Origin of the sequence: Actinacidiphila paucisporea, from assembly GCF_900142575.1 — a bacterium.
Classification (GTDB): Bacteria; Actinomycetota; Actinomycetes; order Streptomycetales; family Streptomycetaceae; genus Actinacidiphila; species Actinacidiphila paucisporea.
On sequence record NZ_FRBI01000028.1, the window covers coordinates 93,700 to 107,288 of the forward strand.

Genomic DNA, 13,589 nt, shown 5'->3' on the forward strand with positions numbered 1-13,589 from the left:
GCCGCCGGAACCGACGTACGGACAACTCGACATGGAAAAGAAGCTCATACTGCGCGGCATCCTGGCCGGCGCAGTGGCCGGGCTGCTCGCCTTCCTCTTCGCCCGCGTCTTCGCCGAGCCGCAGATCGGCAGGGCGATCGACTACGAGAACGGCAGGGACGCCGCGCAGGCGGCACTCGACAAGGCCGCGGGACTGCCGGCCGAGGCGGCGGACCCCGACCTGTTCAGCCGCACCATCCAGGCCGACGTCGGCATCGGCGTCGGCATGATCGTCTTCGGCATGGCGATGGGCGCGCTGTTCGCCGTCGCCTACACCGTCTGCCTCGGCCGGGTCGGCGGGCTGCGCGCCCGCGGCCTGGCCCTGGCCGTCGCCGGCGGCGGATTCCTCGGCATGTACCTGGTGCCGTTCCTCAAATACCCGGCCAACCCGCCCGCCATCGGCCACGAGGACACCATCAGGGCCCGCAGCGGCCTCTACCTGCTCATGGTGGTGTGCTCGGTGGCGTTCCTGGTCGGCGCCGCCTGGCTGGGCAGGCGGCTGCAGCCCAGGCTCGGCAACTGGAACGCCACGCTGCTCGCCGCCGGCGCCTTCGTCCTGGCCATCGGGGCCGTCATGCTGATCCTGCCCCCGCTGGGTCATCTGGCGTCCAACAAGCAGCACTTCGGCGACCACCCCACCGAGACACCGCTGCCGCTCACCGACGCCCACGGCCGCATCGTCTACCCGGGCTTCCCTGCCGACGTGCTGTTCTCCTTCCGCCTCTACTCCGTCGCGGCGCAACTCCTGCTCTGGTCGGCGATCGGCCTGGTCTTCGCACCGATGGCCGAACGCCTGCTGCGGCCCCGCCCCGAGGCCGCCCTCCGAGGGGCGGCACCCGTACCGGCATGACGCACCACCCGCACGGCGCGACGGCCCCGGGCGCGGTGATCGAGGAGATCACCGCGCTCGGCCCGTTCTTCGCCGTCACCACCCACCCGGCCGCCGCACCGCCCACCGCACCGTGGCAGCCGATGACCGCTCCGCTGCTCGCCGAGCGGGCCGCCGCCGTACGGGCGTACCTGGCCGCGGCCGGCGGGCAGCCGGCGGACGCGGTCGAACCGCGCGTCGCCGCCTCCGTCGCCCATCTGGGCCTGGCCGCACGGCTGCTGTCACCCGCGCTGGCCGCGGCCGTCCTGCACGGGCGGCTGCTCGGCTACGACCTCGACGCGGCGCGCTGGCAGCCCGCGCTCGGCGGTCCGGTCCCGCTCTCGCTGCCCGACGACGCGCTGCACCCGCCCGCACCGGCCGAGGACCGGCTCGCCGACACCGTCGCCGCCAGGCTGTTGGACGGTCCGCTCGCCGAACTGGCGAGCCACTTCGCCGCGTTGGGCGTCTCCCCGCACATCCTGCTGGGCAACACCGCCTCCGCCGTCAACGGCGCCGCGACCGCGCTGTCCGCCGCCCGCCCCGAACTGGCCGCCTGCGCCCGCGCGTTCACCGCCCTGCTGCTGGAGCGGCCGCCGTTGCGCCCGCAGAGCGCCCGTACCCCCGCCGGCGCCTTCCGCCGGCGCAGCTGCTGCCTGATCTACCGCGCCGCCCCCGACCGCAAGGGCGCCCTGTGCGGCGACTGCGTCCTGCAGGCGGCACCGGTCAAGCCCCCCGCCCAGCCCGCCGGGCGCCCTGTGCCACACTCCAGCGCGTGAAGCACGTCTACGTCATCGGTATCGGCGCGGGTGACCCCGAGCAGCTCACCCTGCAGGCGGTACGCGCCCTGGGACGCGCCGAGGTGTTCTTCCTCCTCGACAAGGGCGAGGACAAGGCGGGCCTGGTGCGGCTGCGCGAGGAGATCCTGGAACGGCACGCGCCCCGCCCGCACCGGATCGTCGTCGCCACCGACCCGGACCGCGACCGCGACGCCGCCACCGGGGCGTACGCACCGGCTGTTGACGACTGGCGGCGCCGCCGCGGCGACATCTACCAGCGGCTGATCGCCGAGGAGCTGGCCGACGACGGCTGCGGGGCCTTCCTGGTGTGGGGCGACCCCGCCCTCTACGACAGCACCCTGGCGATCCTGGAGGACGTGCACGCCCGCGGCGGCACCGACTTCGACTGGACCGTGGTGCCCGGCATCAGCAGCGTCGCGACCCTGGCCGCCCGGCACCGCACCGGGCTCAACCAGGTGGGCCGCCCGGTCCAGATCACCACCGGCCGGCGGCTCGCCGACGCGGGCGGACTGCCCCAGGGCGTGGACGACGTGGTCGTGATGCTCGACGCCCGCCAGGCCTTCGGCGCCCTCACCGGGCAGGGCCTGCACATCTACTGGGGCGCCTACCTCGGCACCCCCGACGAGATCCTGCTGGCCGGCCCGCTCGACGACGCCCTGGCGGACCGCATCCGCGCCACCCGCGCCGAGGCCCGCGCACGCAAGGGCTGGATCATGGACACCTACCTGCTGCGCAGGACGCAGCCGCCGGCCCCGCGAGGGCCTGCGGATACGGCCGGCGGGCCGCGATGACCCGGCGGCACCACGCCGGGCAACGTACGCCCCGAGCGCCTCGGCGCGGCACGGGGCCGGGCGCGGCACGCCGCGGCGCCGCGGACGCCCGTGAGCGGCCCGAGCCGTGAGGACGCGGCGGGTACTCATCCTCGGCGGCACCGCCGAGGCCCGGGCGCTCGCCGACCTGCTGGCCGGTGAGCCCGACCTGGACGTGACGTCGTCGCTCGCGGGCCGCACCCCCGACCCGCGGCTGCCCGCCGGGCAGGTCAGGATCGGCGGCTTCGGCGGCGCCGAAGGGCTGGCCGCGTGGCTGCGCGAGCAGCGGGTCGACGCGGTGGTCGACGCCACCCACCCCTTCGCCGACGCGATCAGCCGGCACGCGGCTGCCGCCGCCCGCGCCACCGGCGTACCGCTGCTGGCACTGCGCAGGCCCGGCTGGAACGCGGGGGAGCGGGACCGCTGGCACTGGGCCGGCACCCTCACCGAGGCCGCCCGCCTGCTCCCGGGGCTGGGACAGCGCCCGTTCCTCACCATCGGCCGCCAGGACCTGGCGGCCTTCGCCGGCCTCCCGCTCCCCTTCCTGGCCCGCTCGGTCGCCCCGCCGCCCCCGCCGCTGCCCGCGCGCTGCCGCATCCTGCTCGACCGCGGCCCCTTCACCCTCGACGCCGAGCGCGCCCTGCTCCGCGAGCACCGCGTCGACGTCCTGGTCACCAAGGACAGCGGCGGCCCCGCCACCGCCCCCAAACTCACCGCCGCCCGCGAGGCCGCCCTGCCCGTACTGATCGTCCGCCGTCCGCCGCCACCCCCCGGCGTACCCGCCGTGGCAGCCCCCGCCGCCGCGGTGGACTGGCTGCGCGCGCTGTGAGCCCGGGTGCCGCGAGCCCGGCGTGCGTGCCCCGTACGAAGCGGCCCGCCGCGCTGAGAGGCGCCAGAGCCGGGTCCGGGGGATGATGGAAAGGACCTGCAGCCCAGGCCGGGAGGCAGCATGGACTACCCGGAAACCTACGAGCTGGTGTTCCACGCCGCCGCGGTCGAGGACGACGCGGTGCTCGTCCACCGCACCGACGCCGCCGGCGCCGGTGGCTACCCCATCTACCAGGACGAGACAGGTATCGTCCGCGCCGAGATCAGTGCGAACGGCGAGGTCCGCATGGTCGCCAGCGGCGGCCACCAGACCCCCGACACCCCGCTGACCGTACGCTGCGTGCGGCCCTGACCGCGGGCGAGCCCCGGCTCGCGCGCGCTGACCCGGGCGAGCCCCGGGTCAGCGCGCCGAGCCGGGGCTCGCGCCGTCGATGAGCACCGCACGGTCCCGTGCGGCGACCACCGCGGCCGACAGGCTCTGGATGTCGTACGCCCCCTGGTGCCGCCGTCCGTTGATGAAGAAGGTGGGCGTGCCCGCCACCCCGCTCAGGTCCGCCGACTCCACGTCGCGCTCCACCCGCGCCGCGCCCTTGCGGCCGCGCAGCGCCTCCTGGAAGGCGCCCATGTCCAAGGACAGCTCCTTGGCGTGCGCCAGCAGGTCCTTGACCTGCAACCGGTCCTGGTGCTCGAAGAGCCGGTCGCGCATCTGCCAGAAGGCACCCTGGAACCCGGCGACCTCGGCGGCCTCCGCCGCGAGCTGGGCGTGCGGGTGCACGTCGTTCAGCGGCAGATGCCGCCACACGTACCTGACGTCGCCGAAGTCCGCGAGCAGCTCGCGTACCACCGACTCCGCCTGCCCGCAGTAGGGGCACTCGAAGTCGCCGTACTCCACCACCGTCACCGGTGCGTCCAGCGGCCCGCGCACATGGTCGCGCTCCGGGTCGACCGGCTCGGCGAGGTCGACCACCGCCTCCGCGGTGCCCAGCAGCGCCCGCGCCCTGCGCTCTTTCGGCAGCCGGCCGGTGACCAGCGCCACCAGGGCGGTGGCGAGCATCGCGAAGACCACCGCGCTGAGCACGCCGATCTTGGCCTGGTCCAGTTGCCGCCCGTCGAAGGCCAGCGTCGCGATCAGCAGCGACACGGTGAATCCGATACCGGCGATGGTCCCGCCGCCGGCCACCGCCGCCCAGCCCACCGGCGGCCGCATCCGGCCGCCGCTGAGCCGGGTGGCGAGCGCGGTCGCCCCCACGACGCCGATCGGCTTGCCCAGCCCGTAGCCGAGCAGGATGCCCAGCGTGATCGGCGAGGTGAAGGCGCTGGACAGCAGCGAGCCGTTGATCTCGATCCCGGCGTTGGCCAGCGCGAACAGCGGCACGATCAGGTAGCTGGTCCACGGGTGGTAGAGCCGCTGCAACCGGTCGTTGGGCGACAGCGCGGACGCGATGCCCTGCCGGGCCTCGCGCTCCAGGTCGGCCGTCGGCTGCTCCCGGAAGGCCCGGAAGACGCCACTGGCCCGCTCCAGCGCGTCCCGCGGCGCCGGATAGGCGTACGACATCAGGCCCATGATCAGGCCCACCACCACCGGGTCCACCCCGGACTGCAGGAACGCGCCCCAGGCGACGATCGCCAGCACCGCGTAGACCGGCCCGCGCCGCGTCCCGGTCCTGCGCACCAGCGCCGCCGCCACCAGCACTCCGACACCGATCAGCAGCGGCGTCCACGACAGGTGCTCGCTGTACGCGGTCGCGATCACCGCGAGCGCCAGGAAGTCGTCCACCACCGCCACGGTGAGGATGAAGGTGTGCAGCCGGCGCGGGAAACGCGAACCGAGCAGCGCCAGCATGCCCAGCGCGAACGCGGTGTCGGTGGACATCGCGGTACCCCAGCCGTGTGCCGACGACCGGCCGGAGTTCACCGCCAGATAGATCGCCACCGGCACGACCATGCCGCTGACCCCGGCCAGCAGCGGCAGCGGGATCCGCCGCCGGTCCCGCAGTTCCCCCATGTCGAACTCGCGCCGCGCCTCCAGCCCCACGACCAGGAAGAACAGCGTCATCAGCCCGCTGTTCACCCACTCCCGCAGGTCCATGTCGATGCCGTGCGCCCCCAGCCGCACCGACAGATGCGTGCCCCACACCGTCGCGTAGCCGCCCGGCGCGATGTTCACCCACGCCAGCGCCGCCAGCGTCGCACCCAGCAGCACCGCCGCGCTGCCGGTCTCCGTGCGGATGTACGCCCACGGCGACGAGACACCGGAGCTGTCCCGCTCGGTCCGACCCGTCAAGGGCGTGCTAAAGCCCCGGAACATCCAGCCTCCCGCAGTTCATGTATGCCACACCCTGGCACGAGCGGACCCCGCGTGGCGCGCCGACCCGGTAGCCGGGCACCGCCGTGCCCGGCTGAACGCCGATCGGACGCCGTACGTAGAAGGCGGCGACAAGCGGGCGTCCGCGAGCCTTCCCAGGTGGGAGGATGGGGGAGGCCGGGCAAGCGGACGACGACGACGAGGGGCGGCCGGTGGTGGCGCGGGACGATGCCGTGATCGGCTGTACCGGGGAGCTGCTGGTCGGCACCCGCGGCGGCCAAGGGCCCGGCGAGGTCCTGGTGCGGGTCAGGGGCGGCACCGAGGCCTTCCTCGCCTGGTCCGACTACCCGCTGCCGAAGGGCGCCACGGTGCTCGTGGTGGATTCCCGCGGTACGCGCCAGGTCGACGTGATCGAGTGGGCCGACCCGCTGGACGCCCCGGCCGGCTGAGCCGCGCAGACGAAGGAGAGTCAAGGATGTTCGGTTATCGCGTACCCGCCCCCGACGAGGCGATGCTGATCTCGGGCGGTCGCCGTGGACTGGGCGGTGCGCCCTTCCGGGTGGTCACCGGGCACGGCAAGTTCGTCCTGCCGGTCTTCCGCAAGACCCGGTTCCTGACCCTGGCGATGTGCGAGTCCGAGGTCGCCGAGACCTGCGTGACCCGGCAGGGCATCGCCCTGACGGTGAAGGCCGTCATCGCCTTCAAGGTCGGCAACGACCACGAGAGCATCGTCAACGCCGGGCAGCGCTTCCTGTCCGACCAGGACCAGATGTCGATCCTCACCGGCCGCATCTTCGCCGGCCACCTGCGGTCGATCATCGGCTCGATGACCGTCGAGGAGATCGTCACCGAGCGGCAGAAGCTCGCCACCGAGGTCCTGGAGACCTCCAAGACGGAGATGGCCAAGATCGGCCTGACCGTCGACTCGCTGCAGATCCAGTCCATCGACGACGGCGACACCGGCTACATCGACGCGATGTCCGCCCCGCACAAGGCCGCCATCCAGCGGCAGGCGCAGATCGCCCAGGCCCAGGCCACCCAGGCATCGGTGGAGGCCCAGCAGGTCGCCGCCCGCAACCAGGCCGAGTACGCCCGGCAGACCGCCGTGGTCCAGGCCGAGTACTCCGCCCAGGTGGACCGCGCCCAGGCGCAGGCCGCCCAGGCAGGCCCGCTCGCCCAGGCCCACGCCCAGCAGGAGGTCCTCGCCGCGCAGACCGAACTGGCGCTGCGGGCCGCCGAGCTGCGCCAGCAGCAGCTGGTCGCCGAGGTCGTCAAGCCCGCCGAGGCGGAGGCGGAGCGGATCCGGGTGCTGGCCGTCGCCGACGCCGAGCGGATGCGGATCCAGGCCGCCGCGGCCGCCTCCCACGACCGGGTCGCCCTGGACCGGATGCTCATCGACCAGCTCCCGCTGATCGTCAAGGAGGCCGCCGCCGGCCTGTCCGGTGCGAACGTCAACGTCCTCAACGGCGCCGACGGCCTCAGCGAGATCGCCGCGGGACTGGTCAGCCAGGGCCTGACCATCCTGGACTCGGTCCGCAAGAACCTGGGCCCCGACGGCTCCCCGGCCGCGGCGCCGACCGGCGCTGTCGAGGTCCGCGGCCACGGCAGGAAGGACGGCCAGGTCGACATCGACTGACGCCGCAGGCACCACCGCGACGACGCCGCCGAGGCCCCGGGCCCGGCGGCGTCGCCGCGTGCGGCCACGGTCTGCGCCGCCCCGTGAAGTGGCGCCCCCGCAGCACCGGCCGCACAGTGGAACGAGAGGGCCGGACCCCCAGTCCGCGCCGGACGCCCGCCCACAGGACGCCCGCCGCGCCAGGCCCGCGAGGTACCGCCGCGCGACCGGAACGGGCCGGCCGGTACGACGATCCACCCTTCCCAGCTAAGGGGTATTCCCATGGCGAACGAGAACGCGTCCACGTCCGTCTCCACCCGCAGCGGCGACGTCGGCGGCAAGACCACCATCGCCGACTCCGTCGTGGCGGTCATCGCCGGTATTGCCGCCCGCGAGGTCGACGGCGTCCACACCCTGGGCGGCGGCGCCTCCCGGGCGGTGGGCGCCGTACGCGACACGATGGCGCGCTCCAAAGACTTCACCCGCGGCGTGAAGGTCGAGGTCGGCGAGAAGCAGGCCGCCGTCGACCTGGACGTCGTCGTCCTCTACGGAACCGAGATCGCCGACGCCGCCACCCAGATCCGCTCCCACGTCGCGAACGCGGTGGAGCGCATGACCGGCCTCGAAGTCGTCGAGATCAACGTCAGCGTCCGCGACGTCTACATCCCCGGCGAGGACAACGACGACGAGGAGTCCCAGTCCCGGGTCCGCTGACCCGCGGCCTTCGACGAGGCCTTCGACGCGGCCGACCCCTCCCGCCTCCTCCCGGCCCCGCCCGGGGCCGGGAGGAGGCGGCCGCGGTCGGACCGGTCCTAGGTGATCCAGCCAGCCTCGTGGGCGATTCGGATCGCGTCGATGCGGTTGCGTGCGGAAAGTTTGGTGACGCTGGTGGTGAGGTAATTGCGGACGGTGCCGGGGGAGAGGCACATGATGTCGGAGATCTCATGCGGCTCGGCCCCGGTCGCGGCCATCCGCAGGACGTTGAGCTCCCGGTCGGTGAGGGGGCATTCTCCGGCGTCCCAGGCGGCGAGGGCGAGTTCGGGGTCGATGGTGCGCTGCCCCGCCGCGACCCGGCGGATCGTGTCGGCGAGTTGATGGGGCGGGGCGTCCTTGAGGAGGAAGCCGGTGACGCGGGCGTCGAGCGCTCGGCGCAGGGTGCCGGGGCGGCCGAGGCTGGTGAGGATGAGGCATCGGCAGGTGGGGAGCTTCTCGTTGAGCAGGGTGACGGCCGTGAGGCCGTCGAGCCCGGGCAGGTCGATGTCGATGACGGCGACATCGGGCGTGTGCAGGAGTGCGGTGGAAAGGATCTCGTCACCGCGGCCGACGTCGGCGACGATGCTGAGATCGTCCTCGAGTTCGATGAGGGCGACGAGTGCCCCCCGGACCATCTGTACGTCTTCGGCTAATAGGATCTTGAGTTTCCTCATGCCGCCCCCATAGATCGACAGTTGTTCCGGTCAGATGCCTAGCTGACGGGCTGTTCGGGCGATCTCGTCGAGCAGCCCATGGGCCGTGCAGCAGGTCCGGCGCCCCCGCCCGCGGACCGGTCGGCCGCCCGGCGCTGCGCGTTGCCGAGCAGCGCCGGTACGACGAGGTGGAACCGGCTGCCGTCGGCGGCCCTGGTGGATACCGGGCCGCCGGCAGCGCAGGCCCGGCGCTGGACGCTCTCCAGGGCCCTGCCGTGGCGGAGCATGCCGGTGACCCCTACGCGCAGCGCGCCGGCCAGGACGGCGTCCTGGGCCCGGAGGAGCGGCCCGCGGCGGTCGGTGACGGTTGCCTCCATGCCGGCGGCGGCCGGTAGCAGGCGGGAACCGGCCCGGAATTCCGTATCCGTACCCCGATCATGTCCGAGAAAAGCGCGTGGCGAGACGATGCACACCTCTTGCGCGGTCAGTGTCGCGATACGCCGCGAACGGCGCCGGTGCGGTGCGCCGGGTGACGTGCGCAGATACCCGGTGGTGAGGACGCCGGCAACGAAAAAGGCCTCGACGGTGAGGTCGAGGCCCCAGGGCCGGCCCCGGTAGGCGGTGAACAGGCCGATGAGCAGGTGGCAGGCGAGCATCACCGACGTGATCGAGCGGGCCATGTGGAGGAGCGGCGTTCCCGGAGGTCCGCTCCGGCCGGGCGCGGGGTCGCCGTCGGGGTCGGCTGCGATGACCACCACAAACCTCCGGGGAGCGAGTGAATCGGACTCGGAAGTGGAGCGACCCGTAGCCGGACAACGGGTCTTGTACCGGGGCTTCTCGCTGTTCTGGTACGGCAACAGGTCCGGGTCCCGGCCACCCGGGCCCGGGTGGTGGCCCGGGCGGGCGGGACAGGGCGGCGGACACCGGTGGCGCACGAGCGATCAGTGCCGCGTCGCCCGCCCCCGCCGCGGTGGCGCGGCGGGCCGGGCTGCGGGCGATCTGCTCGCCCGCTGTCGCGGCCTTCCGGGACGACGGTTCTGTCGAGGTTCGATTCACCGCAGTATGCGCGAGCCGTCCGTCCAGCGGTAGTCGGGGTCTCACATGGCGGCGGCCGCCGGGAGCGGTCCCACACCCGCCGCGGCGGGGCCGCAGCGGGCGACGAGGCAGGTCAGAATGCCGGGTGCCGGCCGGCAGTGAACCGGCGCTAACCTGCGAGGAATTCCTCCTGGATTGCGGTGCCGACCCGGCCCGCCGGGCGCGTCACGGCCGGGGACGGCGGGCACGGCGATGCTCCGGCCCGCCGGATCCGGTTCCGCTGCGTGTCCGGGCCCGGTCGGCGGTCCGGTGGGCCGGAGGTGGTGGTGGGTCCGGTCCGCCGGGCGTGGCCGGTCCGTTGCGCTCTGCGCGGGCGGACGGGTCCGCACGGGTTTTGTTGTGGCCGAAGTGAGAAAAACCCTCTTAGCACGATGCCACGCAGTCCCCGGGTCTGTCGAACAGTGTCTCCTCCTCACCGCGGTGGCCGCCGAGCCTGATGTAGGGAGCAGCCATGACAACTGGCCCGATCCTCGATCCGCGGGTCCTCGGCAGGGCCGAGACGGCTCACCGGGCGCTGCTGGACGCTGTGTTGGGCGAGGCGGGTGCCTCGCACCAGCAGTGGATCGCGCTCAACATCAGCACGTTGAGCCCGAACGAGCTGGACCGGGACCGCCTCGTGGCCCGGCTGGCCATCGCCACGAAGACGGACCGGCACTCGGCGTCCGCGGTGGTCGGCGAGTTGCTGGCGGCGGGTCTGCTGGCGATCCTGCCCGGCGGCGGCTGCCCGGTGCGGGCCACCGCGTTGGGCCTGGAGTTGCAGAGCCGCATCCGGGGCGTGTTCGACGAGGCCATCGCCCGGCTCTACCTGGGCATTCCCCAGGAGGACCTGACGGTCACCAGCCGCACCCTGGTCGAGATGACCGCCCGGATCGACGCCGAGTTGCTGGAGCGCCCGCCGGCCCGGCGCAACGGCTGGCGGGTGCCGCCGGCGGCACCGGGAGCCGCGGTGTGAGGGTCGGCTCACGCAGCCGCCGCAAAGCGGGGATTGACGCCGGCTCGGAGCGCGTGTCACGATAACGGCCGACGGCAGATTTGTGCCCCGATCCGAATTCGCCGCCCTTCTGAACAGCCCGAACGACACGGCCGGACCTGCGGTTCCGTGCGATGACATGATCCGGTATCCGGCGGCGCCTCCCGCGCCGCTTTTTTCATGCCCCGACGTCCGCCGGCTCCGGTTGGCGGCGCCCGCATAGGGCCACGCTGCATTCCTGGCCGGGTCGTGCCCTGAACCGATCGGCCGGGCATCCCTGTGCGGATCCGCCCGGCCGCGGATTTCCGAGCCGTATCGCCGCTTACGCGTGGTGCCGCCCGCGAGCGGTGACAGAGCGGTCGACCGCTGTTCGGCCCGTCGCTTTCGACCCGCGCCGCTGTCCCGCTCGTATGCGAGTCGGGGCGGGCGGGCCTTTCCTGTTCTTCTCGCCGCTGAAGGGGAGTTGCTGTGAGCTCGATAGCTGGAACGTGGGATGTGACGGTGAAATCCCCGGTGGGTGATTTGGCTGTCGTCTACACCTTCACCGATGCCGCCGGTGCGGTGGCGGGTACCGCCGCCAGCGATGCCGAGACGGTGTCGCTGGCGAACGTGGTCAGCAAGGAGACCCCGGAGGGCCGGCAGGTGACCTGGCGGCAGTCGGTGACCAAGCCCGCGAAGCTGAATCTCGAATTCGACGTCATCTTCGTCGGTGACACGTTGTCCGGGCATTCGAAGGTCAGCCGGCTGCTGCCGAAGATCAGCGTCTCCGGATCGCGTCGGGCCTGACGGCCGGTGATCCGTCCCGGTCGTCGGGCGGCTGCCGGACCCTCAGGCCGGGCGGGCCGGGTGGGGGGCCCTGGCGGCCCCGGCCATCACAGCGGGGGCGGAAGGCCCCTGACCCCTTCAAGACAGGGCGGTATGGCGTGGACACGGCGGACAGTGCGGTAGCAGAGGTGGATGCGGACGTTGTCGTGGTGGGTGCGGGCCCGGTCGGTCTGATGCTCGCTTGCGAGCTGCGGCTGGGCGGGGCGCGGGTGATCGTTCTGGAGAGCCTGGTCGCACCGACCACCGAGTCGCGTGCCTCGACGCTGCACGCGCGGACGTTGGAATTCTTCGATCAGCGCGGTCTACTGGACCAGCTCGGGTCGCCTCCGGTCCAGTCGTCCGGGCATTTCGGCGGTATCCCGCTGGACTTCAGCGGCCTGCCGACCCGCTTCCCCGGGCAGTACAAGGTGCTGCAGGCGCAGGTGGAAGAGGTGCTGGCGCGGCGCGCGACCGCTCTGGGAGCCGACATCCGGCGCGAGCACGAGGTGTGCGGCCTGGAGGCCGGCGCCGACACCGTGCGGGTGCGTGCGCGGACCCCGGCCGGGCTGGTCGGGGTGGTGGCGCGCTACGTGGTCGGCTGTGACGGTGAGGACAGCACTGTGCGGGTGCTGTCCGGCATCGACTTTCCCGGTGCGGCCGGTACGCACGAACTGCTGCGTGCCGACATCACCGGCATCGAGATCGCGGATCGCCGATTCGAGCGGTTGCCCGAAGGGCTGGCGATCGCCTCACGGCTGCCGAACGGCGCGACGCGGGTGATGGTCTCGGTCTTCGGACGCCCGGTGGTGTCCCGTATGGGGGCGCCGGAGTTCGACGAGATCTGCTCGGTCTGGCAGCAGGTCACCGGCGACGACATCGCACACGGTACGCCGATCTGGCGTAACGCCTTCGACGACACCAGCCGGCTGGCGGGGCGCCTGCGCTCCGGCCGGATCCTGCTGGCCGGCGATGCCGCGCACGTCCAGATGCCCTCCGGCGGCCAGGCCATCAACCTCGGCCTGCAGGACGCCGCGAACCTGGGTTGGAAACTGGCGGCGGTGGCGACCGGGGCCGCGCCCGAGGATCTGCTGGAGACCTACCACGAGGAGCGGCACGAGATCGCCCGCCGCGTGCTCGGCAACATCCGGGCGCAGGGCCTGCTGCTGCTCGGTGGTCCCGAGGTCGACGCCACACGCACCGTGCTGCGCGAACTCATCGCCTACCCGGAGGTCAACGACCGGCTGGCGGCGATGATCGCCGGCATCGACGTCCGCTACGCCATCGGCGGCGGCGAGGCGTCCGGTACGGGCGCCGACCGGCAGCACTCGCCGGTCGGCGCGGCGGTCCCGCATGTCGAGCTGGCCGTCACCAGCACCACCGCTGCTGCTGGTGCGCCCGGGACGGACCCCGCGAGTACGGCGGCACTGCTGCGGTCGGGGCAGGGGGTACTCCTGGACCTGGCCGACTGTGCGGGCCGCCATGAATGGCTGTCCGGGCGCTTGGCGCCCTATGCGCGACGGGTGGATCTGGTGGCCGCCACCCTGCCGGCCGCTGACGGCGGCGGCGTATTCGCCGGGTGGGAAACGGTCCTGGTGCGCCCCGACGGATATGTGGCGTGGGTGGGCGATCGGTATTCCGACCCCGGCCCGGCGGTGGACTTCTGGTTCGGTTCCGCGTCGGGTGGCGGGGTCTCTGGTTCGGTGCCTGGTGTCGTTCCTGTTCGAGTCGGTTCTCTGTGAGGGGAGTTGTGTGATGGTGGGTGTTGGTGGGGTGCGGGTGTGTGATGTGTTTGTGTTGGGTTCGGGGTTGGCGGGGTCGACGGTGGCGACGGTGTTGGCGTCGCAGGGTGTGAGTGTGGTGTTGGTGGATGCGGGGTCGCATCCGCGGATGGCGATTGGGGAGTCGCAGACGCCGCAGTTGGCGGAGTGGTTGCATATTTTGGCGGAGCGGTATGGGGTGCCGGAGTTGGCGTCGTTGGCGAAGGTGGGGGTGACGAATCGTGTGGTGGGGCCTTCGCATGGGGTGAAGGTGCATTTTGGTTTTCAGCGGCATG

Annotated in this window: 15 protein-coding genes; 12 read left to right on the forward strand and 3 right to left on the reverse strand. The window is 73.0% G+C overall.

Annotation, left to right across the window (positions count from 1 at the left end):
• Nucleotides 1-31: 31 nt before the first annotated feature.
• The 5 genes from BUE44_RS30025 (at nucleotide 32) to BUE44_RS30045 (ending at nucleotide 3,693) form a co-directional block, all read left to right on the forward strand.
• A complete protein-coding gene (locus BUE44_RS30025) occupies nucleotides 32-889 on the forward strand; it encodes a CbtA family protein (RefSeq protein WP_073502170.1) in 858 nt (285 codons plus the stop codon).
• The gene (locus BUE44_RS30030) at nucleotides 886-1,683 is read left to right on the forward strand and encodes a (2Fe-2S)-binding protein (protein WP_073502171.1); all 798 of its coding nucleotides are present in this window, start codon (nucleotides 886-888) and stop codon (nucleotides 1,681-1,683) included. Before BUE44_RS30025 ends, BUE44_RS30030 begins: the two co-directional genes overlap by 4 nt.
• On the forward strand, nucleotides 1,680-2,495 hold the full coding sequence (cobF, locus tag BUE44_RS30035; RefSeq protein ID WP_073502172.1) for a precorrin-6A synthase (deacetylating): 816 nt from the start codon (nucleotides 1,680-1,682) through the stop codon (nucleotides 2,493-2,495). The genes BUE44_RS30030 and cobF overlap by 4 nt, the downstream gene beginning before the upstream one ends.
• 106 nt (nucleotides 2,496-2,601) lie before the next feature.
• Nucleotides 2,602-3,342 carry a cobalt-precorrin-6A reductase gene (locus BUE44_RS30040; protein WP_073502173.1) on the forward strand — a complete coding sequence of 247 codons (741 nt, stop codon included), beginning with the start codon at nucleotides 2,602-2,604 and terminating at the stop codon, nucleotides 3,340-3,342.
• A 120-nt stretch (nucleotides 3,343-3,462) separates the two neighbouring features.
• Entirely contained in the window at nucleotides 3,463-3,693 is a 231-nt protein-coding gene (locus BUE44_RS30045; RefSeq protein ID WP_073502174.1) for a DUF6296 family protein, read from the forward strand.
• A 48-nt stretch (nucleotides 3,694-3,741) separates the two neighbouring features.
• On the opposite strand, the gene nhaA is transcribed toward BUE44_RS30045, so the two are convergent.
• Nucleotides 3,742-5,649 (reverse strand): Na+/H+ antiporter NhaA, encoded by a 1,908-nt coding sequence (gene nhaA / locus BUE44_RS30050; RefSeq protein WP_073502175.1) that lies wholly within the window; start codon nucleotides 5,647-5,649, stop codon nucleotides 3,742-3,744.
• A 212-nt stretch (nucleotides 5,650-5,861) separates the two neighbouring features.
• Between nhaA and BUE44_RS30055 the strand changes: the two genes are divergently transcribed.
• From BUE44_RS30055 to BUE44_RS30065, 3 genes are all read left to right on the forward strand, one after another.
• The gene (locus tag BUE44_RS30055; RefSeq protein ID WP_073502194.1) at nucleotides 5,862-6,095 is read left to right on the forward strand and encodes a hypothetical protein; all 234 of its coding nucleotides are present in this window, start codon (nucleotides 5,862-5,864) and stop codon (nucleotides 6,093-6,095) included.
• Between the two features lie 26 nt (nucleotides 6,096-6,121).
• Complete coding sequence (locus tag BUE44_RS30060; protein WP_073502176.1) at nucleotides 6,122-7,282, forward strand: SPFH domain-containing protein; 1,161 nt, start codon at nucleotides 6,122-6,124, stop codon at nucleotides 7,280-7,282.
• A 261-nt stretch (nucleotides 7,283-7,543) separates the two neighbouring features.
• A complete protein-coding gene (locus BUE44_RS30065; protein ID WP_073502177.1) occupies nucleotides 7,544-7,975 on the forward strand; it encodes an Asp23/Gls24 family envelope stress response protein in 432 nt (143 codons plus the stop codon).
• Nucleotides 7,976-8,073: 98 nt separating this feature from the next.
• Here BUE44_RS30065 and BUE44_RS30070 read toward each other — a convergent pair whose 3' ends face one another.
• Both BUE44_RS30070 and BUE44_RS30075 read right to left on the reverse strand, forming a co-directional pair.
• A complete protein-coding gene (locus BUE44_RS30070) occupies nucleotides 8,074-8,688 on the reverse strand; it encodes a response regulator transcription factor (RefSeq protein ID WP_073502178.1) in 615 nt (204 codons plus the stop codon).
• Nucleotides 8,689-8,726: 38 nt separating this feature from the next.
• The gene (locus BUE44_RS30075; protein WP_143172614.1) at nucleotides 8,727-9,347 is read right to left on the reverse strand and encodes a hypothetical protein; all 621 of its coding nucleotides are present in this window, start codon (nucleotides 9,345-9,347) and stop codon (nucleotides 8,727-8,729) included.
• Nucleotides 9,348-10,213: 866 nt separating this feature from the next.
• Between BUE44_RS30075 and BUE44_RS30080 the strand changes: the two genes are divergently transcribed.
• From BUE44_RS30080 to BUE44_RS30095, 4 genes are all read left to right on the forward strand, one after another.
• Complete coding sequence (locus tag BUE44_RS30080) at nucleotides 10,214-10,714, forward strand: hypothetical protein (protein ID WP_073502180.1); 501 nt, start codon at nucleotides 10,214-10,216, stop codon at nucleotides 10,712-10,714.
• Nucleotides 10,715-11,227: 513 nt separating this feature from the next.
• Nucleotides 11,228-11,518, forward strand: a complete 291-nt coding sequence (locus BUE44_RS30085; protein ID WP_200804565.1) for a hypothetical protein — start codon at nucleotides 11,228-11,230, stop codon at nucleotides 11,516-11,518.
• A 167-nt stretch (nucleotides 11,519-11,685) separates the two neighbouring features.
• Complete coding sequence (locus tag BUE44_RS30090) at nucleotides 11,686-13,275, forward strand: FAD-dependent monooxygenase (RefSeq protein ID WP_079190202.1); 1,590 nt, start codon at nucleotides 11,686-11,688, stop codon at nucleotides 13,273-13,275.
• A 13-nt stretch (nucleotides 13,276-13,288) separates the two neighbouring features.
• The coding region (locus tag BUE44_RS30095) for an NAD(P)-binding protein (protein WP_143172615.1) at nucleotides 13,289-13,589 on the forward strand (301 nt) is incomplete at its 3' end.